Source organism: Solibacillus sp. FSL K6-1126, from assembly GCF_038003445.1.
GTDB lineage: Bacteria > Bacillota > Bacilli > Bacillales_A > Planococcaceae > Solibacillus > Solibacillus silvestris.
Window position 1 is genome coordinate 1,090,600 of the sequence record NZ_JBBOPD010000001.1, and the last position, 23,987, is coordinate 1,114,586.

Consider the following 23,987-nt stretch of genomic DNA (forward strand, 5'->3'; position numbering starts at 1 on the left):
ATATTCAGACAGAAGTTTTAAAGGAGATATATTATGACATTATCAACAACATTGACCATACTCTTTTCATCATTTTTAGTAACGGTCATTTTAGCACCAGTAGGAATCCCTCTTTTACGCCGATTGAAATTCGGGCAAAGCATACGTGAAGAAGGCCCTCAATCACATATGAAAAAAGCAGGAACACCTACAATGGGTGGATTAATTTTCTTGTTAGCCATTATTATTTCGACAATTGTAGTCGCAATGATTTTCGACTTGTTTACAACACAAACGATAGTACTATTACTTGTTTTAGTTGGATTTGGCGTAATTGGCTTTTTAGATGATGGGCTGAAAGTAATTTTTAAACGTAATTTAGGATTGACTTCCCTTCAAAAATTAATAGGTCAAATCGCAATTGCGATTGCAGCGTTTTTACTATTACGTTTAGGTTCATTTGATACATCTATAGGAATTCCGTATACCGATGTATCGATTGATTTAGGAATCCTATATGTTGGGTTTTTAATTTTCTGGCTAGTAGGTTTTTCAAATGCAGTCAATTTAACAGATGGCTTAGATGGACTCGTATCAGGAACGGCTTCAATCGCATTTGCTGCATTCGGTGTTATTGCATTATTTAACGAGCAAGCCGATATCGCCTTATTTGCATTTGCTGTAACTGGTGCATTACTAGGATTTTTGATCTTCAATGCAAACCCGGCAAAAGTGTTTATGGGAGATACAGGTTCCCTTGCGCTTGGCGGTGCATTGGCAATGATTTCGGTATTGGTAAAACAAGAATTGCTGTTACTGTTAATCGGTCTTGTATTTGTTATTGAAACATTATCCGTTATTTTACAAGTAGGAAGCTATAAACTGCGTAAAAAGCGTATATTCAAAATGAGTCCGATTCACCACCATTTTGAATTATCGGGCTGGTCAGAATGGAAAGTCGTACTTGTATTTTGGTCAACTGGATGTATCGTAGCACTTATAGCAGTATTAGCGGAGGCGTTATTATGATGGAATATGAAAGATTACAAGCTAAAAAAGTACTCGTTTTAGGATTGGCGAAAAGTGGTGTAGCGGCTGCCGAGCTTTTGCATCGGTTGGGTGCATTTGTAACAGTCAATGATGCAAAACCATTTGATGCAAATTCTGAAGCACAGGAGCTTTTATCGAAAGGAATTACCGTAATTTGTGGACGACATCCAGAAGATTTGCTTGACGAAGGTTTTGAGCTTGTCGTAAAAAACCCTGGGATACCATACACAAATCCGATCGTTGCCGATGCGATTGCAAAAGGTCTGCCTGTTATTACAGAAATAGAACTTGCCTATTTAGTAAGTGAAGCGCTATTTATCGGGATTACCGGTTCGAATGGTAAAACAACAACGACAACTTTACTTTTCGAAATGCTTAAAGTCGGCCGTTTAAAACCATTAATCGCCGGGAATATTGGAACCGTTGCTTGTGGTGTTGCAGCAGAAGCAAAAGCAGATGAAGTCATCGTTACGGAATTATCATCGTTTCAGTTAATGGGGACACGTGAATTCAGACCCCATATTGCAATTTTGACAAACTTGTATGAAGCCCATTTAGATTACCATGGAACGTTTGAAGAATATGCGGAGGCTAAATTTGGTGTCACACGCAACCAAACAGCTGACGATTATTTTATCTATAATGCCGATCAGGAAGTTGTCGCAAAATATGCTCAAAAATCAAAGGCAAAACTCATTCCATTTACGACAAAAGGTCATGTAAATGAGGGAATCAGTGCAGATAAAGAAAACATTTATTGGCAAGGCGATGCAATCTTAAAACGTGATAATATTGTATTGCCTGGAGAGCATAATTTAGAAAATATTTTATGTGCTGTGGCAGCGGCGCTACTGCAGCAATGTCCCGTTGAAGCGATTGAAGAAGTGTTAGGAACATTTGCAGGGGTGCGTCACCGTACGCAGTTTGTCCGTGAATGGCAAGGACGTAAAATTTACAATGATTCAAAAGCAACTAATGTACTGGCAACGAAAAGTGCCTTGGCTGCATTTGAACAACCGATCGTATTATTGGCCGGCGGATTGGATCGCGGGCATTCATTTGAAGAGCTTCGTAAAGAAATGACACGTGTAAAAGCAGTTGTCGCGTTTGGCGAGACTGCACTTCGCTTTATCGAATTTGCAAAATCATGTGGCATTACGAATATTGTGCGTGCAATTGATGTTGAAGATGCAGTCGGTTACGGAGCAAAAATGTCGGAAGAAGGTGACATTATTTTACTGTCACCGGCATGTGCAAGCTGGGATCAACATGCGAGCTTTGAAATTCGAGGCGACTTATTTATTGATCGTGTCATGAAACTTTCATAAGAAAGGATAGTTACACTGTCGCAAAAAAATCAACAGTATTTCATGATCAGTGCGATTGTATTGTCGCTTATTGGCATTCTCTTTATTTTTTCTGCAGGTACATATTGGGGGAATGTTCACTATGATGGACAAACCCCGTTTTACCTGAAGCAGGCAATCTATTTCATCATTGCACTTATCATTTGTGCAGCAATTATGAACTGGGAGTTTTTACAGCAACCGAAAGTGTGGAAAATTTTTTATATCATCTCACTTGGTTTACTTGTTGCTGTACTTATTCCGGGTATCGGGATTGTCCGAAACGGTTCGCAAAGTTGGATCGGAATCGGTCCTTTAACGATACAACCGGCTGAAATTGCGAAAGTAACGACAATTATTTATATTAGTGCATTATTAACAGAGCGGAAATCGTATGAGCGCATTGTTCAAGTGAAGCATTTTCTCATATTGATTCTTCCCGCAGCCTTAATTATGCTTCAGCCTGATTTCGGTGCTGTCTTTATTTTAGTTGTAGTTGTTTTAATTATATTATTTATTGCACAATATCCGTTGCGTTTATATGTAGTCCTTATCACGTTAGGAATTGGCGGTCTTGCAGGGTTAATTATTGCGGCTCCATATCGTCTTAAACGAATCGAAGCATTTATCAATCCTTGGGCAGACCCGCTAGGAAGTGGCTTCCAGGCAGTACAATCTTTATTTGCGATAGGTCCGGCAGGCTTGTTTGGACATGGATTATTAAAAAGTAGACAAAAGTATTTATACTTACCGGAACCGCAGAACGACTTTATCTTTGCAATTATTTTAGAAGAAATCGGACTTGTCGGTGGAATGGGACTGCTGCTTATTTTTGCGTGCTTTTTAATTCTTGGCTATCGTTTGGCATTACAATGTAAGCATGTATTTCATTTTTATGCGATATGTGGACTTACAACGATGATTGCAGTACAGGCAGCACTGAATATAGGGGTAGTTATTAATTTATTGCCAGTAACCGGTGTAACACTGCCATTTATAAGCTATGGCGGAACATCGCTGGTAGTTGTCTGGGTAACAGTAGCCCTTATTTTAAATTTCTCTTATGAAAGAAGGAAGGAGTAGGGATAATGGAAAAAGTAATCGATATTACAGAACGAGTACCCGCTATGAAAAAACGCAGAAGACGCCGTACAAATTTTAAATTTTTAGCACTAGTGACGATTTTTCTTTTTATCATTATCATCCTTCTTTATTTTCAATTACCTTATAGTGATATAAAGAAAATTGATATTAAAGGGGCAGCCCTTAAGGAAGATACGTATTATATCGATCAGTCAAATCTAAAAATCAATGATTCGTTATGGGGCTTTAAAATTTCGGAAGTGGAGCAGGCAATTGCACAGCATGAATGGGTAAAATCCGTTACTGTCGAAAGGAAATTCCTGAATGAAGTTCAAATTACAGTAGAAGAATGGCAAAAAGTGGCATATATTTCACAAGACGGGGAATTTTACCCTATGCTCGATAATGGCATTGTATTTGAAGAATCCAATGAAATTGTCCCGATCGATGCACCGATTTTTCGGGACTTTGAAAATGAGGCACTTCGTAAAAAGCTTTTAAAGGAACTTGCGAATCTAAAGCCGGAAGTGCTGTCGCTCATTTCACAAATTAATGCAAATCCTACAGAAGCGGACCCGTATTCAATTACGCTTTTCATGAATGATGGCTATGAAGTACGCGCTGATGCGAATACTTTAGCAGAAAAATTAAATTACTATCCATCAATTATCGCCCAAATTGAAAGCGAGGACGTTTCTGAAAAAGGGATTGTAGATATTGAAGTTGGTTCATATTACCGACCTTTTTCAGATGAATATACACTCATAAAAGAAAACACTGAAAAAACTGAAGAGCCTGCAGAAGAAACAGAAAATGCGGATACTGAGGAAGGGGGGCAACTGGAAGAACAAAATGAAGAAGAGCCAGAATGATACCAGCAGGCAGCCGAAGAAAAAATCAACCTTAATTTCGAAAAAGTATGGCGCTATACTCATTGTATGCGTAATCACAGGATTTATTATCGGCTTTTCCTATAATTTATCAAAGGACAAGCGTACATTAAGTTCTGCCTCTCCCCAGTTTGAGCAGGAAAATCAGTACATGGAAGATTTGACTGGAAAACAGGAAAGAAATAAAGAGCTTGCAGATGAGTTGGCCCAATTAGAGGAGAAAATTCGGATGTATGAAAAGCAGTTTTCTTCGAACGAAACGCAATATGAACAGAACCGTCAAGATGCTGAACAATTGCGGCTGTTATTAGGACTAACAGATGGAATTGGACAAGGGATCACAATAACACTGCAAGATGGTGATTATAATCCGAAGACGACCAACCCAAATGAGTATATTGTGCATGAAAGTCACATATTTAAAGTATTAAATGAATTAAAAATTGCAGGTGCCGAGGCAATTTCGATTAACGGGCAACGTTTGAAACCAAACTCCTACATTGTCTGTAACGGTCCTGTCATTACAATTGATGGACAACAGTACCCTGCACCATTTGTAATCGAGGCGATAGGTAATCAGGATGTACTTATTTCTTCATTAGAATTAACAGGGGGAGTATTTGACCAATTATTAAATGAACAAATTGTCGTTACATTGGAAACAAACGATTTAATTGAAATGAAAACAGTCAGCGATGAATAAGGCATAAGATCGGAGGGAAGATGATGACGAAAAAAATGTACCGTAATATTACAATTATCTCGTTCATCATCGGCTTTATGCTCGCAGTGCAGTACAACACTGTTCAAAATCCGACCGAAAGAACGACAGTCGATATTTGGGAAATTCGTCAGCAATTATCTGAGGAACAGGAGCGGCATTCCGAACTGCTTACCGCAATAAGCGAATTGTCCGAAACAGTAAGTAAATATGAGGATGCAGAATTTGATAATCCGGAAGTACTATTGCAGCAAACAGTTGATCAACTAAAAGAACGTGCAGGAATCTTGCCAGTTGAAGGGCCGGGATTAACATTAACAGTTGGCGCTTCGCCCGAATTAATGGGTTTAGGCTATGAAATAAAGCCTGTATCCCCCGAACTGTTAATTCGGCTGATAAATGATTTAAATCGCTATAATGCCCGGGCGATTGAAGTGGATGACAAACGTTTAAGCTACAATTCGGCCATTCGCGATATTAATGGAAAAACGACGATCAATAGTGAGCCGATTCAAAATACTGATATCGAAATAAATATTATTACGTTTACGTATGAGCAAGCCGAAAAAATGAAGAACCATTTGCTTGCATCTTCATTCCAGGATGAGTTTTATATTGATAATCTAGTATTGACGATTCATGAAGCAGAGCAGAATATACAAATCGATTCAGTTGCATCTGTACCAAGAATTAAGTATTTATCAGAAAAGTAGAAGGGGATGCGAATATGTGGTTACCACTTTTAGGTCTAATATTAGGTGTGGTATTAGGAATTTTAACAGATATTCAAATTCCATCTGTTTATGAAAACTATTTATCCATTGCTGTGCTGGCGGCTCTCGATACAATGGTCGGCGGTATCCGTGCGTTATTGCAACAAGTTTACGATGACAAGGTATTTATTTCCGGATTTTTCTTTAATATAATTTTAGCAGCGGGACTGGCTTTTCTCGGTGTCCATATAGGGGTCGATCTGTATTTAGCCGCTATTTTTGCATTCGGAGTTCGACTGTTTCAAAATATCGCAGTCATTCGTCGGCTATTATTGACAAAATATGAGAACAGTAGATTGAAAAAGGAGGAAAACTCTTAACAATCACGTTAAAATATCATTACAATTTATCGTTTTACTTAGACAATCAACGAAATTTACAATAGAATGAACTATAGGAGTAATCGAAGGAGGTGCAGAAAGTTGAATCATCAAGAAATTTATGTTTCTCTCGATATTGGATCATCTTCAATAAAGGTCCTGATCGGAGAAATGAACGGTGATCAATTGCACGTAATTGGTGTAGGTCATGTGAAATCAACAGGGATAAGAAAAGGTGCAATAGTTGATATAGATGCAACTGTACAGTCCATAAAAAAAGCTGTAGATCAAGCAGAGCGAATGACTGGTATTAATATAGAAGAAGTGGTGCTTGGAGTTCCTGCAAACCAGACAGTTTTACAACCTGTCAAAGGGGTTGTAGCGGTAAACGGTGAAGACCGGGAAATCACGGATGATGATTTAGCTAGAGTAATAGACTCTGCACAGGTAATGTCGATTCCACCAGAGCGAGAGTTAGTAAATTTAATACCTAAACAATTTATCGTGGACAACCTAGATGAGATTAAAGACCCGCGTGGTATGATTGGCATTCGTTTAGAGATGGATGCGACAATGATTACGACATCCAAGACGCTTGTACATAATGTTTTAAGATGTGTAGAACGTGCAGGCTTGCAAATTCGTGAGATTTATCTACAACCATTAGCAGCAGGTAATTTTGCGCTGACGGAAGATGAAAAAAATCAAGGAACTGCTTATATCGATTTAGGCGGCGGCTCGACAACTGTTGCGGTATTCAAAGATGGACTGCTGACAAATACAGCTGTGATCCCGGTAGGCGGAGATCATATTACGAAGGATTTATCGATCGTATTAAAAACACCGACTGAACAAGCCGAAAAAATCAAAAAGCAGTATGGACATGCCTTTTACGATGATGCTTCCGATGAACAAACATTTGACGTTCCTGTTGTTGGTACTGATACAACAGATCAATACAGTCAACGCTTCATATCAGAAATTATCGGAGTACGTTTAGAAGAGTTATTTGAATTAGTATTGGATGAACTAGCACGTATGGGGGTACAGGATTTACCAGGTGGTGTCGTCATTTCTGGCGGGGTAGCACAGCTGGAAGGAATTGCCCAGCTGGCGCGACAAGTAATGTTAACGCGTGTTCGCATTTATACACCGGATTACATCGGTGTACGTGAACCGGCCTTTACAACGTCGGTAGGTTTAATTCGCTATGCAAATGCAGAAGACGAATTTTACGGAAGAAGCGAGCCGGTACCAGCTTCTTCATATGCAGCACCTTATCCTACTCAACCAACTCCTTCTAAAAAACAATCAAATGTGCCGGAGAGAGTAGAAAGCGCAAATAAAGTAAGTGTGATTGATCGCGCGAAAAACTTATTAAACAAATTTTTCGATTAATACGAAAATGAATGACGTGAACAATTAGGAGGAGAAGAGATGTTAGAATTTGAAACGGATGTTGAACAATTAGCCGTTATTAAAGTAATCGGCGTTGGCGGAGGCGGTAACAATGCCGTAAACCGTATGATTGAACATGGTGTACAAGGTGTAGACTTTATCGCTGTTAATACAGATGCGCAAGCTTTAAATCTATCAAAAGCTGAATATAAACTACAAATTGGCGGTAAATTAACACGTGGACTTGGTGCAGGGGCAAACCCTGAAGTAGGAAAAAAAGCTGCTGAAGAAAGTCGCGAACAATTGGAAGAAGTATTACGTGGTGCCGATATGGTATTCGTAACTGCCGGTATGGGCGGTGGTACTGGTACAGGTGCAGCACCGGTAATCGCTTCAATCGCACGTGATTTAGGTGCATTGACAGTAGGTGTTGTAACACGTCCGTTTACATTTGAAGGCCGTAAACGTCAAACTCAGGCAATCGGCGGTATTACTTCAATGAAGGAAGCGGTTGATACTTTAATCGTTATTCCAAATGATAAGTTACTGCAAATTGTAGATAAATCAACACCGATGCTTGAAGCGTTCCGTGAAGCCGACAATGTATTGCGTCAAGGTGTACAAGGTATATCTGACTTAATCGCAACACCTGGTTTAATTAACCTGGACTTTGCCGATGTAAAAACAATTATGTCCGATAAAGGTTCTGCATTAATGGGTATCGGGATTGCAGCAGGTGAAAACCGTGCAGTAGAAGCAGCTAAAAAGGCAATTTCTTCTCCATTACTGGAAACATCTATCGATGGAGCAAAAGGTGTTATTATGAACATTACAGGCGGAACGAACTTAAGTTTATTTGAAGTTCAGGAAGCGGCCGATATTGTACAGCTTGCTTCAGATGAAGAAGTAAATATGATCTTCGGTTCGGTAATTAACGATAACTTAAATGATGAAATTATCGTAACGGTAATTGCAACAGGCTTCTCGGATGACTTTATTATTCAAAAGCCACAGCCTGTACGTCCATCAATCGGTGCTCGTCAACAAGCTGCAACAAGCTCAACTCAACAGCAACAACAGCAGCCTGTACGTTCACAAGATCCAGTGCAGCAAGAAGCGCCACGTCAAACACAACAAACAAACTATCAGCAGGACGATGCATTGGATATTCCGACATTTTTACGCAACCGTCGCAATCGCTAATAGTACAAGTTTTCATAATATGAAAAACGATTATTTACATTTTTATGTGAATAATCGTTTTTTTAGTTTAAGAGATTCTTAAGAAATGTGTTGCTTTGTGCATGTATTGGAGTGAAAAGAGCTGAATAAATTTTGTGCATCTTATCGGAACTTCCTCATATCCCCTTGTTACACCTCAACTTTCCTGCCACCAACTTTTTGTCGATTGGATTTGAATAGCGTAACTATATGTCATACGATTCTTCCAAATTTATGCAACGGTTAGACAAAAATCTCTAGGGAGCTTTGATAATCTTATTTACAGGAGGACAATACATGTATGCAGAGTGGATTCTTTTAATGAACTTTTTAATGAATCTCGTACTACTAAAATTTACCGCAACTATAACATATACCATCATTCCAATTTGGAGATTACTATTAGGTGCCTTTTGTAGTGCACTGATCGCTGTGTTATTTATAGGAAACATATTCATGTTGCTTGTAAGTTTCATCGTACTACTAGGGATTGCCTTTTCATTTAAATGGAAAATTTTTCGCGAACAAGGGAAGTGGATTGTAGTCGCTACTTTGCTCGCAGGTGGATTAATAACAGCAATACAACCATTTTTGCTTGCATCTCCGTTTTTCGTTTATATTTTTATATGTTTCGGCATAGTATGTATTAGTTTGACAGTGATGAAACAAGGCTGGTTTCAAAAACTGCAGAATGTTGCACAAAGTCGTTATGTAACGACAAGCAAAGTAGAACTATTTGAACATCAAATGGAGCTCGTAACATATATCGATACCGGAAATGAAGCTACTGAACCTTTGAGTCAGGCACCGGTCCATTTTATATCGTTTAAATCAGTTCAATCGATGTTACCAGATGAATTTAGTGAATGTCTGCTCAAATGGAATGAGCAGGAGCCTTACTCATTGACAATGTTTTCAAAGGAAATACAGAAAAGAATACGTATTGTTCCTATTACAACGGTCCAAAAAGGCACATTACTCGTACCGGCCTTTCGTGCCACAATTGTCATTCAGAACAAGACGTATCCAAATCACTATGTTGTATTTACGAAAAATGATGCGCGATTTCCGCAAAATGCACAAATGATTGCACATGTGTTTGTCCTAACGAATTCATAAGGGAGGATCGATATTGCTTAAAAAAATTCAATCGATAATTGTAAACATACTAAGCTACTTTAGAAGAAAAAAAGGGACTTACTATATAGGGGGACATGATTCATTGCCTATTCCATTAACTAGAGAAGAAGAAGTTGTCGTAGTCGAAGCATTTATGAATGGTGACTTGCATGCCAGAGATATGTTAATTGAAAGAAATTTACGTTTAGTCGTTTATATTGCAAGACGTTTCGATAATACAAGCACGCCGATTGAGGATTTAATCAGCATCGGTTCAATTGGCCTTATTAAAGCGATTGAAACATTCAATTTGGATAAAAACATTAAATTAGCGACATATGCATCACGCTGTATTGAAAATGAAATACTGATGCATTTACGAAAGACGAGCCGCATGAAAGGCGAGGTTTCCTTTGATGAACCGTTAAATGCGGATGCAGATGGCAATGAACTATTGCTTTCAGACATATTAGGGACAGAAGAACATATAATAACACTTGATGTGGAACGTAAAATTGAACGTCAGCATATGTTTAATGCCATTAATCAGCTGACACCTCGTGAAAAATATATTATGGAATGTCGTTTTGGTCTAAACGGAAAAGAAGAAATGACTCAAAAGGAAGTAGCGGACCATTTAGGTATTTCACAATCTTATATTTCAAGATTGGAGAAAAAAATTATTATGGATTTACGTGAATTCTTGAACGAACCAATTGCATAAGATGGTTAAATTTGGCGCGCATAGCGATGACCATTTCGGACAAAATGATTGAAAAGACAAAAGACAATCTAGTTCGGAAGGTGAAGTTGGATGCGTACAAAAGTCGAATTATGTGGTGTGGATACATCTACATTACCAGTACTGAAGCCAGATGAAATGAAAGATTTATTTATACGATTACAGCAAGGAGAATGGATTGTTCGAGAGCAGTTAGTTTTCTGCAATTTACGATTAGTGCTGAGTATTGTCGGCCGTTATGCCTATCGTGGCGAACAGGCAGATGATTTATTCCAAGTAGGATGTATTGGTTTATTAAAAGCGATTGATAATTTTGATTTAAAGCATAATGTTCGATTTTCAACATATGCTGTACCGATGATTATGGGAGAAATCCGCCGCCACCTGCGCGATCATCATGCATTGCGTGTGTCTCGTTCATTGCGTGATATTGCATATAAAGCGATGAAAGCGAAGGAGCAATTTATTGCGGAACATTTAACAGAACCCACAATCGAACAATTGGCACAGGCAATAGAGATGAAAAAAGAGGATGTATTGTTTGCACTTGATGCAATTCAAGACCCGATGTCACTGCAGGAACCGATCTATTCCGATGGTGGCGATGCAATCTTTATGATTGACCAAATTAAAGATAAAGTAACAGAGGAGCATTGGGTCGGCTCGATTTCATTGCAAGAGAGTATGAAAAAGCTAAATAGCAGACAAAAAATGATTATAGAAAAGCGCTTTTTCCTAGGTGAAACTCAAACGGAAATTGCTCAGTCTTTAGGTATTTCACAGGCTCAGATATCAAGATTGGAAAAGAGTGCGGTAGAATTGATGAAACGGGATTTCCGTTAAATAGATAGAAATTCTGAGGGACTGTCCAACACGTAGGGCTGTCCCTTTCATCATAATTTCATGATGTTTAAATACTTATAATGAGGTAATTGTAATTAAATAATACAGAGAGGATGGAGGAATGCGGTTTTCATCCGTTCAGGAAAAGGAAATCATTGAGGCGACAAGCGGAAAATTTATCGGTTATATTGTAGATGCGGAAGTGGACGAAAAAGAAGGTGCCATTACTGCATTTATAATTTCCCCGCCCAAAAAGTTTTACCACTTATTTCAAGGGGAAGAATTAGTTAAGAAAATTCACTTTAGTAATATACTTACAGTCGGAAAAGATGTCATCTTAGTGAAGTCACCCGATGAATAGTTCACGCTATTCATTGAAAATTAAACTATCACTTGATACAATGAGAGAAACTATTGTTGTAAAGTTGGGAAAAAAGTGACGAAAATCATAGAAAACTTAAAACAGATTCAACATCAAATAGAAATTGCAAAACAACGTGTTAATGCACAACAGACAGTCGAAATTATTGCTGTGACAAAAGAAGTAGATGTTAACCGGACAGAAGAGGCAATAGAGGCGGGTCTCATCCATTTAGGAGAAAATCGTCCGGAAGGTTTATTAAATAAGCTAGATTCGATTAACTCGGCTGTTTCCTGGCATTATATTGGTTCATTACAGACGAGAAAAGTAAAGCAAGTAATTGATCAGATTGACTATTTACATTCTCTTGATCGATTAAGCCTGGCAGAAGAAATTGAAAAAAGAGCAACAAAACGAGTGAAATGTTTCGTACAAGTAAATGTTTCCGGTGAAGAATCAAAACATGGCTTAACGAGAGAACAAGCGCTTGATTTTGTAAAGCAGCTTGAGCAATTTCCAAAAATTGAAGTAGTAGGTTTAATGACAATGGCTCCTTTTACAGAAGATGAAACGATGATTAGACAAGTGTTTAAACAGTTAAAACAATTGCAACAAGAAGTGTCACAATTGAATATTCCAAATGTACCTTGTACTGAATTATCGATGGGCATGTCAAATGACTACGAAATTGCAGTTGAAGAAGGGGCAACATTTGTTAGAATTGGAACAGCTCTTGTTGGTTAAGGAGGATTAATATGAGCATTAAAAATATTTTTGACAAGTTCTTTTATTTAGAAGAAATAGAAGAAGAATATGCTCCTGCCCAAACGCAAACAGCGCAAAAACAAGCACCAAAAGCAGTTCAAAATGAACCACAGCAATTTTACCAGGATTATGGACAAAAGCAGCAACCACAACTCATTCAAAATCGAATGAAGAAGGAGCGTAAAATGCAACAGCAACCACCACGCAATGAAGTCGTTATGCAAAATCATAACAATGTTGTGAGCCTTCAAGCTGCGTCTTCATCGAAGAATTCAAAATTAGTGTTATTAGAACCACGTGTATATGCAGAAGCACAGGATATCGCTGAACATTTAAAAAATAAACGTGCTACCGTTGTCAATTTACAGCGTATCGACCGAGATCAAGGGAAGCGAATAATCGATTTTTTGAGCGGAACAGTGTATGCTTTAGGTGGAGATATTCAGCGTATTGGAAATGATATTTTCTTATGTACACCAGAAAATGTAGAAGTATCAGGAGAAATTTCTAATTTAACGTTCGAGTAATTAAATTTTGTGAGGTAAAAACATGATTCTATTTTCAATTGTATCAACAGCATTTCTTGTTTACCGTTTTATGCTGATTGGATACATATTAATGTCTTGGGTTCCGGCACTGCAAGAATCGGCTGTTGGTCGTTTCCTGGAAACAGTATGTGAACCGTATTTAGGATTCTTCCGTAAGTTCATTCCACCAATTGGTATGATTGATATTTCACCAATTGTCGGATTATTCGCGTTAGTATTTATCGAGCGAGGCGTCTATAGCGTCCTAGCATTTTTCTTATAATCTAATTGAACTCCTGCAAATGTAGGAGTTTTCTTTATTTACGTTTGTTTAGTTGTTATGGATTAAGGTTATTAATAATTAACGGACCTGTATGCATAAGAGCATTAAAATGCAGGTTATTTATACATAAAATAAAAGTTTAATTTAATTGAAATATGGAGAAATTAGTAACACAGTTTAGAAGAAAGTAGGAATTGTGATGGAGCATTTAATCCAACATTTTCGTAAAGATGAACAACCTTTTATTGAACAAGTCATTGGATGGCAACGTGAGGTAGAAGATCGCTATGCTCCAAAATTGACCGATTTTTTAGATCCGAGACAGCGTTTTATTGTAGAGTCTATTGTTCAGCAATCAGATGACCTCCATGTATTCAGAGAAGGGATATTTGAAGAGGCAGAGCGCAAACGCATGCTCATTGCCCCTTCCTATTACGAGCCGGCAGAAGCCGATTTTCAAATTGCCGTGTATTCATTGAATTACCCGACAAAATTTGTCCAGCTGCGCCATCCGGATGTTTTAGGTGCATTATTATCGATTGGGCTAGACCGCAGCAAGTTTGGGGATATACGACTTGCCGATAATACGGTTCAATTTGCAATTGCATCGGAAATCTCGGATTATGTGCGGGCGAATTTAACGAGTATCGGCAAAGTAAAGGTAAGTGCTGAGGAAATGGATCCGACTACAGCATTTATTCAAAACGAGGAGCAATGGGTCGAAAGCTCTCATACCGTTTCTTCAATGCGCCTGGATGTCGTCTTAGCGACAATCGTTAATATCTCCCGTCAAAAATCACAAAGCTTAATCAATGCCGGAAAAGTAAAAGTTAACTGGACTGTCAGGGAAGCAGTGGCGTTTGAATTGCAGGAAGGCGACATTATTTCTGCGCGAGGATACGGGCGGTTGAAAGTCATCCTGACAGAAGGGCGGACAAAAAAAGATAAGATTCGATTACAAGTAGGTCGTTTAGAGCAAAAAGTATAATTTTCAACTGTTTTTTAGGAAAACATGATGTTATTCCCAAAAGAAACGTTTATAATACTTGTAAGAATGTACGTAAAAAAGGAGAGTAGAACGATATGCCATTATCACCTCTTGATATACATAATAAGGAGTTTACACGTGGGTTCCGTGGATATGCAGAAGACGAAGTAAATGAATTTTTAGATCAGATTATAAAAGATTATGAGATTGTTTTACGCGAGAAAAAAGAGCTTGAAGAAAAGATTAAGATGATGTCAGAACAGATGAATCATTACAATTCATTGGAAGACACATTACAGAAATCAATTGTTGTTGCTCAAGAGGCAGCTGGCGAAGTTCGTCGCAATTCCGAAAAAGAAGCAAAGCTCATTGTTAAAGAAGCTGAAAAAAATGCAGATCGTATTGTAAATGACGCATTGGCAAAAGCAAGAAAAATAACGATTGAAATTGACGAATTGAAAAAACAGTCGAAAGTATTCCGCAACAGATTTAAAATGTTGGTGGAAGCACAGCTTGATTTACTGAATACAGGCGATTGGGATCAGTTACTGGAATATGATGTGGACTTAACGGAAATTCAGGACCACAATCGTAAAGAAACCAATGAAGAGAACCAAAATGACGAAAATGCCGTGTATTAGTCAACGATACTTGACATTATATACAGCCTTTTCATATACTGAAAAATAATGAATAGGATGCACTTGCATCATGCTTTGACGGAGACAGTAAATTTGACATTGTGGGGTAGCGATTCGAGGATGGTGAGAGCTCGAACGAAGCAAGTTAAATCGAAAATCACTCCTGAGCTAAATAACTGAAATTCAAGTAAGTTATTTCGTAGCACACGACGTTACAGTGTCTAATGAGGCTAATTTTATTTAGCGAATTTAGGGTGGTACCACGAGACTAATGCTCCTCGTCCCTTTTTACAGGGATGGAGGGGCTTTTTTGTTTAAAAGTTCCTAAACCCCTATTGGAGCATTAAAAGCATGACAATCGATGAAACGCGGTCATTTTTGCTGAAACGTTGATTGGAATGGAGGGGAGGCGACTCCAGCGGGAATAGAATAGCGTGACGCCTGAGACTACAGGCTCAGGCCACGCCCGCGGAAAGCGTCCGCCCCGGAATGGAAATCAACACTCGATAAGATCACTAGGAGGAATTTACAATGGTAGAGTATAAAGACACATTATTAATGCCGAAAACCGACTTCCCTATGCGCGGCGGTTTACCAACAAAGGAACCGCAAGTTCAAGCACAATGGGATGAAATGGATATCAACAAGCTAGTACTGGAGCGTACAAAAGATCGTCCTCACTACTTGTTGCATGATGGCCCTCCATATGCAAACGGAGACATCCATATCGGTCACGCATTAAACAAAGTTATCAAAGATATGATTAACCGCCAAAAATCAATGTCAGGATTCCATGTACCTTATATTCCAGGTTGGGATACACACGGTTTACCAATCGAGCAGGCACTGACAAATAAAGGTGTTAAACGCAAAGAAATGTCGGTTGCAGAATTCCGTGAACTTTGTGAGAAATATGCTTATGAACAAATTGAAAACCAAAAAAGCCAATTCCGTCGTCTAGGTGTACGTGGTGACTGGGCAAATCCATATATTACATTAAAACCTGAATTCGAAGCACGTCAAATCGAAGTATTCGGGAAAATGGCAGAGAAAGGCTATATTTATAAAGGCTTAAAACCAGTCTATTGGTCACCGTCTTCTGAATCTGCATTGGCAGAAGCGGAAATCGAGTATAAAGATGTTGAATCGTATTCAATTTATGTTGCATTCGGCATTAAAGACAGCAAAGGCGTAGTACCGGCAGATGCTAAATTTGTTATCTGGACAACAACGCCATGGACAATTCCAGCAAACTTAGGGATTTCAGTGAACCCTGAATTCACTTATGTTGTCGTTGAAACAAACGGCAGCAAATATATCGTAGCAAAAGATTTACTTGAAAAGTTATCAGCAACATTTGGTTGGGAAGATGTTCAAATCGTTCAGGAAGTACAAGGTGAACAGCTTGATATGATCGTTGCAGAACATCCTATTTACAAGCGTGATTCATTAGTAATGGTTGGTGACCACGTAACTGCTGATGCTGGTACGGGTTGTGTACACACAGCGCCGGGCCACGGTGAAGACGACTATCAGATCGGGAAACGCTATGGTCTTGACATTTTATCACCAGTAGATAACGGTGGCTGCTATACAAATGAAGCACCTGGTTTTGAAGGATTATTCTACGAAAAGGCAAATCCGGTTGTTATTGAAAAATTAAAAGAAGAAAATGCATTATTGCATGTTTCTAAATTTACACACTCATACCCGCATGACTGGCGTACGAAAAAACCGGTAATTTACCGTGCAACACCACAATGGTTTGCATCTGTTGAAATGTTCCGAAATGAATTATTAGATGCCGTAAAAGCGACAGAATTTACACCGGCATGGGGCGAAACTCGTCTTTACAATATGATCCGTGACCGCGGTGACTGGGTAATTTCTCGTCAGCGTGCATGGGGTGTGCCAATTCCGATTTTCTATGCGGAAGATGAAACACCGATCATCACACCAGAAACAATCGCACATATTTCAAAATTGTTCCGTGAACACGGTTCGAATATTTGGTTCCAGCGTGAAGCGAAAGACTTGCTTCCAGAAGGCTTTACACATGAAGGTAGCCCGAACGGCAAGTTTACTAAAGAGAACGACATTATGGACGTATGGTTCGACTCAGGATCATCTCACCAAGGTGTGCTTGTAGAGCGCGGACTGAAATATCCTGCTGACCTTTATCTTGAAGGATCTGACCAACACCGCGGCTGGTTCAACTCATCATTAATTACATCTGTTGCAATTAATGGGCATGCACCATATAAAGGTTTATTAACACATGGTTTCGTATTGGATGGTGAAGGACGCAAAATGTCTAAATCACTTGGCAACACGATTGACCCGATTAAAGTAATGAACCAATACGGTGCCGACATCATTCGTATGTGGGTAGCATCTGTCGACTATACAGGCGATGTTCGAATTTCAATGGATATGTTGAAGCAAGTTTCTGAAACATACCGTAAAGTGCGTAATACATTGCGCTTCTTGCACGGGAATGTGACTGACTTTAACGAAACAACTGACCGTGTAGCTTATGAAGAATTACGTGAAATGGATCAGTATATGTACATGCGCTTACAGGATGTTGTAAAAACAATCCGTGAAGCTTATGACCGTTATGACTTCTCAACTGTATACACAACTGTAAATAACTTTGTAGCTATCGAGCTTTCTTCATTCTACTTGGATATCGCAAAGGATGTTGTATATATTGAAGGAACAGATAATAAAGACCGTCGTGCAATGCAAACGGTTATGTATGATACATTAATGGCACTAGTAAAACTATTAACGCCAATTATTCCACATACGACTGAAGAGTTATGGAGCTACATCGAATTCGATGGTAAGCCACAATCTGTCCAATTAACAGATTTCCCTGAAGTAGTAGAACAGGCAAACTTTGCAGAACTACGTACGAAGTGGGTAAAAGTAATCACAGTACGCAATGAAGTGTTAAAAGCATTGGAAGAAGCGCGTAATGCAAAAACAATCGGTAAATCACTGGAAGCAAAAATTTCGGTTTATGCAGATAGTGAAACAGTCGAGCTATTGAATGATGCAAACATCGATTTTGCACAGCTTTCAATTGTATCTCAATTCGTTATCGCAGGCAGTAAGGAAAATGCACCTGCAGAAGCGTTGGTACTTGATAAAACAGCGTTAGTTGTTGAAAAAGCTGATGGGGAAAAATGTGAGCGTTGCTGGACAATTTCAGAAACAGTAGGCGCAAGCGAAAATCACCCTACATTATGTAAACGTTGTGCAGATGTTGTAGAAAACTATTACGTATAAAAATCCGGAACGCTATTGCCATTTTGGCAATGGCGTTCCTTTATACCTTTTTTATTTTTTGAAAAAATAAATTATTTAGGAGTTGTACATTTTGGAACGAATCGAACAGAAGCCATTAACTCCTGATACGTTTCTGCAGGGGGTAAAAGACTGTGTGCCGACATTGCTCGGCTATATTAGTATCGGTCTTGCATTTGGTGTTGTCGGAATTGCTTCGGGAATTTCGGTATTGGAAGTATTTTTACTTTCGGTACTTGTATATGCAGGATCCGCCCAGTTTATCTTTTGTGGCCTGTATTTAGCCGGTGCCCCTGTAACGGCGGTCATTGCTACCATTTTTATCGTCAATTTACGGCACTTGCTTATGTCTTTGACTATTGCCCCGTATTTCACCAAGTATTCCACGCTGCGTAATATCGGGTTCGGGACATTGCTGACAGATGAAACATTTGGTGTTTCCGTCGTTAGTGCCGGCAAAGAAGGACGTCTTGGCGGGAAGTGGATGGACGGTTTAAACATTACAGCGTATACGACTTGGATTGCGGCATGCTCAATAGGCGGCGTTATCGGGCAATGGCTGCCGGACCCGGAAAAGTGGGGATTGGACTATGCTTTGGTGGCAATGTTTGTCGCACTGCTTGTTCTGACACTTGCGAGCATTCCAAAAGAAAAATTAATGCATTACATAAAACTGATCCTCATTATGGTTATCAGCATGTACGGGATGCTTTACTTTATGCCCGGGCATTTAGCTGTCCTGTTATCAACCGTAATTGTTGCAACGATTGGGGTGGCATTGGAAAAATGACAACCTCGGTAGCGATGGTATTACTAATTTTAGGCTGCGCCCTAGTAACGTGGATTCCTAGAATATTGCCGTTTATATTAGTGAAAAATATGAAGATGCCGAAAATCGTGCTGCGATGGCTTGCCTACATACCTGTTTGTATATTGTCTGCCCTTGTAATTGAAGGTTTCTTCGAGAAAGAAGAAGCGATCGTTACGGTTCATTGGCTTAATGTGATGGCGTTTATTCCTACGTTATTTATTGCTTTACTTACAAAAAGTTTATCGAAAACAGTCATTGCCGGAGTATTGACTATGGCCGGATTGCGATTATTTTTTGGTTGAAGGTTTAGAGGATTTTGAGCTTGTTTAGTTGAATGTGACTAAACAAGCTTTTTTCAATGAAATGTAGTGGCCGCACTTTTATTAGCTAATGTGGATTCGAATGTAGAAACTTGATCACCGAAAGTAGAATCTTTAGTATGAGAAGTAGATCTTTCACCTAAAAAGTAGAAGCTGCTGCTTTTATTGTCACTTTTCACACATTAAAAATATCAGATGGTCTGATATTATGTTAAAATAGGTAAGATATATCGTAAACGGAGGATTTGCTGTGTATAAATATTACGGAATCGCAATAATTGCAGTCATTTTGGATCAATGGACAAAGTGGCTCATTGTTAAAAATATGGAATTAGGGGAACGCATCAGTGTATGGGATCCTTGGTTTGGCATTTTATCGCATCGTAACCGTGGTGCGGCATGGGGCATGTTGGAAGGACAAATGTGGTTGTTCTCAGTTGTTACAGTTGCTGTCATTATCGCCATTATTTATTTTAATCATACAGAAGCAAAAGGGAAGCCACTTTTTCATGTAAGCTTAATGCTGTTATTAGGTGGCGCGGTTGGTAACTTTATTGACCGATTATTCCGTGGAGAAGTAGTTGATTTTGTCGATGTTTATATACCGGTAATCAATTATCATTTCCCGATCTTCAATATAGCGGACGCAGCTTTGACAATTGCTGTTGTAATGCTTTTCATTACGATCATACTAGAAGAAAAAAAGGATAAGAAAAAGGTGAAATAATGACAGTAGTCACATTAACAATAGAAGAATTTGCAGGGGAACGTATCGATAAGGCACTTTCACAAATGGAAGAATCTTGGTCACGTTCGCAAATTAGTAACTGGCTGGATGAAGAACGTATTTTAGTAAACGGTGCAGCCGTAAAAGCAAAATATAAAGTGAAGCAAGGCGACGTTATTGAAGTAACGGTTCCGGAAGTAGAAGATTTGGAAATTATTCCAGAAGATTTAAATTTGGAAATCGTTTACGAAGATGCGGACGTATTAGTTGTGAATAAACCGCGCGGAATGGTTGTTCACCCGGCACCAGGCCATGCAACCGGCACATTAGTAAATGGTTTAATGCATCATTGCAAAGACTTATCCGGCATTAACGGTGTGGCACGTCCAGGTATTGTACACCGTATTGATAAGGATACGTCCGGTTTATTAATGGTTGCAAAAAATGATGTTGCCCATGAAAGTCTTGTTAATCAGCTTGTTGAAAAATCGGTAACACGTAAGTATACGGCTTTAGTACATGGTCATATTGCGCATGAAAAAGGAACAATTGATGCTCCAATCGGCCGTGACCAGAAAGACCGTCAAAAGCAGGCAGTTGTCGATAAAGGCAAGCATGCGGTTACACATTTCCAAGTGATCGAGCGTTTCGGTGAGTTTACTTTAGTGGAGTGCCGTCTTGAAACAGGCCGTACACACCAAATTCGTGTGCATATGAACTATATCGGTTTCCCGTTAGCAGGAGATCCGAAATACGGTCCAAGAAAAACAATCGATTTCGGCGGCCAAGTATTACATGCAGGTGTATTAGGATTTATCCATCCTGTAACGAAAGAATATTTAGAGTTTGAATCACCGCTACCGGAAGATTTCAAACAATTAATAGAAGAATTACGCGGGTAATCGCGAACAGCCGTCTCCTTTTTGGAGGCGGTTGTTTTTTGTTTCGGGAGTTTTCGGCTGGAACCATTATATACTGCGTGTTGTGGCATTCAGGTAGCCTGGAGTGATATTATTAGAACATTTGAAGTAGATATTAGAAAAAGTTGCGGTGATATTAGAAGATCTGTGGCTTTAATTAGAAAACGGGTGGGAATGGTTTCGGTTTGAGTCATTATTTTCTGCATGTATTGATGTTCTGACAGCCTAAAATCTTTTTATTAGAACATTTAAAGTAGATATTAGAAAATACTCAGTACATATTAGCACATTGGGGAGCTATATTAGAAAATCAGGCATACTTATTTGAACAATGCGCCAATATATTAGAAGATACAGCATTTATTAGAAGATTTAAAAATATTTTAGAAAATACAGCACACTTATTAGAAAAACATTACCAAAACCAAATATAAAATAAAATTCACACTTTTCAAACATTAAATTTCAGTTGTCTGACCTTCGCTAAGTTAGTTGACTTATTAAATAATCAAGCCTATACTGACAACAGTGAACTACAGAACTTGACGAGAGCAAGCAGGTAGTCACAGCAAATCAAATCAATCTGAATATTGTTCACCTTTAATGGCAGTCCAGAGAGGCTGAGAAGGGATAATGTGAAGCAACGGAATTTTTGTGCGCAAAAATACCCGTGTGCAGTTTTTCAACATGACTTTTCAAACCCTCTAGAACTTTCTAGAGGGTTTTTTGTTTGAAATTTACATTGATCATACCCAGTGAACATGGAAAAAACGAAAGGAGCAGCACCATGGAAAATTTTACAGTATTACTTGATGGCCCATCGATGAACCGTGCGATTACACGAATTGCACACGAAATTATTGAACGTAACAAAGGCATTGATGAAGTGATTTTAGTCGGGATTAAAACACGCGGTGCCTATTTGGCAAGACGGCTTGCGGAAAGAATCGAATCGATTGAAGGAAAAGCGATTCGCACAGGAGAGCTTGATATAACATTGTACCGAGATGATTTAACACCTAAGCACGAGCAGGCACAGGTTAAGCAAGTTGATATTGAGCACGAAGTAAAGGAACAGAAAGTTGTGCTGATCGATGATGTTCTTTATACAGGAAGAACAGTACGTGCAGCATTGGATGCCATTATGGACTTAGGGAGACCGGCGCAAATCCAGCTTGGGGTTCTCGTTGACCGGGGCCACCGTGAATTGCCGATACGTGCTGACTATGTAGGGAAAAATATCCCGACATCAAGCGCTGAACGCATTGTCGTCAATCTAGTAGAAACAGACAAAGAAGATATTGTAACAATTCATAAATTTGAGGAATAAGTGAATACAGGGAGAGAACATCATGACAAAAGCAGTATTGGATATTCATGAAAAACCTACAGTAGGGCAGCTGATTACATTTAGTTTCCAGCACATGTTTGCCATGTTCGGATCAACAATTTTAGTACCAAAATTAGTCGGGTTAAGCCCATCCATTGCACTTTTAACAAGCGGAATTGCGACAATTATCTTTTTGATCATTACACAGTTTAAAGTACCTGCTTACTTAGGTTCATCATTTGCCTTTATCTCTCCGATTATATTAGTAGCAGGCTTATCGGAAGCAGGTGTTGCGATCAACCCTGGAAATGCAATGATCGGGGCTATGATGGTCGGTGTTGTATACGCAATCGTAGCATTATTAATCTGGAAAACAGGCTACAAATGGCTGATGAATATTTTACCGCCGATTGTCGTTGCACCAGTAATTATCGTTATCGGATTAGGGTTATCTGGCACAGCAGTCGATATGGCGATGAATGTAGACGGCGAATATAGCGGCCTTCACTTCTCGGCGGCATTGGTAACGCTAGCTACTGCGATTATTTTCACGGTATTCTTTAAAAACATTTTAAGTGCAATGCCAATTTTAATGGGGATTATCGTTGGTTATATTTATTCGGTCATCATCGGAATCGTTGACTTCACGGCAGTCAAAAATGCGAAGTTCTTCGCATTGCCGGACTTTTTAATCCCTGGTGTACACTATGACTTCCAACTTACAGGCGCAATTTTTATCGGAATGGTGCCGATTGTCATTGTGACGATTTCAGAACATATCGGCCACCAGCTAGTATTGGGGAAAGTTGTAAACCGCAACTTCATTAAAGACCCGGGCTTACATCGTTCGCTGTTAGGTGATGGTCTTGGAACATTTGCTTCAGCACTGATCGGCGGTCCGCCAAAAACAACATACGGCGAAAACATCGGCGTTCTTGCTATCACACGTGTATATTCAGTGTATGTAATTTTAGGAGCAGCAGTTGTGGCCATTGTCGTATCATTTTCGGGTCAGCTGATGGCACTGATTGAAACAATCCCGACAGCAGTACTTGGCGGTATTTCAATCCTGTTATTCGGGATTATTGCAGCAAGTGGTTTACGTATGTTAGTGGAGAGCAAAGTAGACTTCGGAAATAACCGTAACATGGTCATTGCATCGGTAATATTAGTAGTCGGAATTGGCGGGGCGGCAATGCGCTTTACGGAAAGCTTTGCGATTGAAGGAATGGCATTAGCGTCGATTATCGGTGTCATCTTGAACCTCGTATTGCCAGGTCGTGAAGTAACAGAAAAAGATGTTTACGAAACAGAAGAATAAAAGAAATACCTTTTAAAGATTGTCCAGAGAGGCAAGGAAGGGTATGACATGCATGAAAGGATCATTTTTAGAATGATACCTTACCTTGTCACACCCTCCAAGCCTCGCTAATGATGATAGCGAGGCTTATTTATGACGAGATATTGTATATTTAAACAAAAAGTAGATTAAATATTCATAATGTAATAAAATA

At 39.1% G+C, this 23,987-nt stretch carries 25 protein-coding genes and 1 other annotated feature; all 25 genes read left to right on the forward strand.

The features are described 5' to 3' along the window. The first annotated feature begins 33 nt into the window (after positions 1-33). The 25 genes from mraY to MHH44_RS05335 all read left to right on the forward strand — a co-directional run bounded on the left by mraY (position 34) and on the right by MHH44_RS05335 (position 23,794). A complete protein-coding gene (gene mraY / locus MHH44_RS05215; protein ID WP_008403399.1) occupies positions 34-1,008 on the forward strand; it encodes a phospho-N-acetylmuramoyl-pentapeptide-transferase in 975 nt (324 codons plus the stop codon). Beyond that, positions 1,005-2,357: a UDP-N-acetylmuramoyl-L-alanine--D-glutamate ligase gene (gene murD, locus MHH44_RS05220; RefSeq protein ID WP_340797981.1), complete on the forward strand. Its 1,353-nt coding sequence runs from the start codon at positions 1,005-1,007 to the stop codon at positions 2,355-2,357. The genes mraY and murD overlap by 4 nt, the downstream gene beginning before the upstream one ends. Before the next feature lie 42 nt (positions 2,358-2,399). Then, positions 2,400-3,458 carry an FtsW/RodA/SpoVE family cell cycle protein gene (locus MHH44_RS05225; RefSeq protein ID WP_008403397.1) on the forward strand — a complete coding sequence of 353 codons (1,059 nt, stop codon included), beginning with the start codon at positions 2,400-2,402 and terminating at the stop codon, positions 3,456-3,458. 5 nt (positions 3,459-3,463) lie between these two features. Next, positions 3,464-4,330 carry a cell division protein FtsQ/DivIB gene (locus tag MHH44_RS05230; RefSeq protein ID WP_008403396.1) on the forward strand — a complete coding sequence of 289 codons (867 nt, stop codon included), beginning with the start codon at positions 3,464-3,466 and terminating at the stop codon, positions 4,328-4,330. Next, on the forward strand, positions 4,311-5,051 hold the full coding sequence (locus tag MHH44_RS05235) for a DUF881 domain-containing protein (RefSeq protein WP_008403395.1): 741 nt from the start codon (positions 4,311-4,313) through the stop codon (positions 5,049-5,051). The genes MHH44_RS05230 and MHH44_RS05235 overlap by 20 nt, the downstream gene beginning before the upstream one ends. Positions 5,052-5,074: 23 nt before the next feature. Next, positions 5,075-5,782, forward strand: coding sequence for a DUF881 domain-containing protein (locus tag MHH44_RS05240; protein ID WP_340797983.1), 708 nt, complete (start codon positions 5,075-5,077; stop codon positions 5,780-5,782). A gap of 14 nt (positions 5,783-5,796) precedes the next feature. Further along, entirely contained in the window at positions 5,797-6,162 is a 366-nt protein-coding gene (locus MHH44_RS05245) for a small basic family protein (protein ID WP_087615474.1), read from the forward strand. Positions 6,163-6,264: 102 nt separating this feature from the next. Beyond that, positions 6,265-7,560: a cell division protein FtsA gene (gene ftsA, locus MHH44_RS05250; RefSeq protein ID WP_008403392.1), complete on the forward strand. Its 1,296-nt coding sequence runs from the start codon at positions 6,265-6,267 to the stop codon at positions 7,558-7,560. Positions 7,561-7,599: 39 nt separating this feature from the next. Then, positions 7,600-8,763, forward strand: coding sequence for a cell division protein FtsZ (gene ftsZ / locus MHH44_RS05255; protein WP_008403391.1), 1,164 nt, complete (start codon positions 7,600-7,602; stop codon positions 8,761-8,763). A 315-nt stretch (positions 8,764-9,078) separates the two neighbouring features. Further along, positions 9,079-9,900, forward strand: a complete 822-nt coding sequence (locus tag MHH44_RS05260; protein WP_008403390.1) for a sigma-E processing peptidase SpoIIGA — start codon at positions 9,079-9,081, stop codon at positions 9,898-9,900. A 13-nt stretch (positions 9,901-9,913) separates the two neighbouring features. After that, entirely contained in the window at positions 9,914-10,624 is a 711-nt protein-coding gene (gene sigE / locus MHH44_RS05265; RefSeq protein WP_008403389.1) for an RNA polymerase sporulation sigma factor SigE, read from the forward strand. A 90-nt stretch (positions 10,625-10,714) separates the two neighbouring features. Beyond that, positions 10,715-11,485 (forward strand): RNA polymerase sporulation sigma factor SigG, encoded by a 771-nt coding sequence (gene sigG, locus MHH44_RS05270; RefSeq protein WP_008403388.1) that lies wholly within the window; start codon positions 10,715-10,717, stop codon positions 11,483-11,485. A gap of 121 nt (positions 11,486-11,606) precedes the next feature. Beyond that, positions 11,607-11,846, forward strand: coding sequence for a PRC-barrel domain-containing protein (locus MHH44_RS05275; RefSeq protein ID WP_008403387.1), 240 nt, complete (start codon positions 11,607-11,609; stop codon positions 11,844-11,846). Positions 11,847-11,921: 75 nt separating this feature from the next. Beyond that, positions 11,922-12,590 (forward strand): YggS family pyridoxal phosphate-dependent enzyme, encoded by a 669-nt coding sequence (locus MHH44_RS05280; RefSeq protein WP_008403386.1) that lies wholly within the window; start codon positions 11,922-11,924, stop codon positions 12,588-12,590. An 11-nt stretch (positions 12,591-12,601) separates the two neighbouring features. Further along, positions 12,602-13,138 (forward strand): cell division protein SepF, encoded by a 537-nt coding sequence (locus MHH44_RS05285; RefSeq protein ID WP_008403385.1) that lies wholly within the window; start codon positions 12,602-12,604, stop codon positions 13,136-13,138. Between the two features lie 22 nt (positions 13,139-13,160). Beyond that, complete coding sequence (locus MHH44_RS05290; RefSeq protein ID WP_008403383.1) at positions 13,161-13,421, forward strand: YggT family protein; 261 nt, start codon at positions 13,161-13,163, stop codon at positions 13,419-13,421. A 199-nt stretch (positions 13,422-13,620) separates the two neighbouring features. Further along, positions 13,621-14,409 (forward strand): YlmH family RNA-binding protein, encoded by a 789-nt coding sequence (locus MHH44_RS05295; RefSeq protein WP_340797984.1) that lies wholly within the window; start codon positions 13,621-13,623, stop codon positions 14,407-14,409. A gap of 95 nt (positions 14,410-14,504) precedes the next feature. Further along, on the forward strand, positions 14,505-15,050 hold the full coding sequence (locus MHH44_RS05300) for a DivIVA domain-containing protein (RefSeq protein ID WP_008403380.1): 546 nt from the start codon (positions 14,505-14,507) through the stop codon (positions 15,048-15,050). Positions 15,051-15,116: 66 nt separating this feature from the next. Further along, positions 15,117-15,339, forward strand: a binding site (T-box leader). Positions 15,340-15,581: 242 nt separating this feature from the next. Then, a complete protein-coding gene (gene ileS / locus MHH44_RS05305; protein ID WP_340797985.1) occupies positions 15,582-18,347 on the forward strand; it encodes an isoleucine--tRNA ligase in 2,766 nt (921 codons plus the stop codon). A 91-nt stretch (positions 18,348-18,438) separates the two neighbouring features. Next, on the forward strand, positions 18,439-19,155 hold the full coding sequence (locus MHH44_RS05310) for an AzlC family ABC transporter permease (protein WP_014824537.1): 717 nt from the start codon (positions 18,439-18,441) through the stop codon (positions 19,153-19,155). Next, a complete protein-coding gene (locus MHH44_RS05315; protein WP_251689470.1) occupies positions 19,152-19,478 on the forward strand; it encodes an AzlD domain-containing protein in 327 nt (108 codons plus the stop codon). Before MHH44_RS05310 ends, MHH44_RS05315 begins: the two co-directional genes overlap by 4 nt. Before the next feature lie 268 nt (positions 19,479-19,746). Continuing rightward, positions 19,747-20,223, forward strand: a complete 477-nt coding sequence (gene lspA / locus MHH44_RS05320) for a signal peptidase II (RefSeq protein ID WP_008403375.1) — start codon at positions 19,747-19,749, stop codon at positions 20,221-20,223. After that, positions 20,223-21,125, forward strand: a complete 903-nt coding sequence (locus tag MHH44_RS05325; protein ID WP_008403374.1) for an RluA family pseudouridine synthase — start codon at positions 20,223-20,225, stop codon at positions 21,123-21,125. The genes lspA and MHH44_RS05325 overlap by 1 nt, the downstream gene beginning before the upstream one ends. 766 nt (positions 21,126-21,891) lie before the next feature. After that, the gene (pyrR, locus tag MHH44_RS05330) at positions 21,892-22,473 is read left to right on the forward strand and encodes a bifunctional pyr operon transcriptional regulator/uracil phosphoribosyltransferase PyrR (RefSeq protein WP_269454588.1); all 582 of its coding nucleotides are present in this window, start codon (positions 21,892-21,894) and stop codon (positions 22,471-22,473) included. Between the two features lie 22 nt (positions 22,474-22,495). Continuing rightward, positions 22,496-23,794, forward strand: a complete 1,299-nt coding sequence (locus MHH44_RS05335; protein WP_340797986.1) for a solute carrier family 23 protein — start codon at positions 22,496-22,498, stop codon at positions 23,792-23,794. The last annotated feature ends 193 nt before the right edge of the window (positions 23,795-23,987 follow it).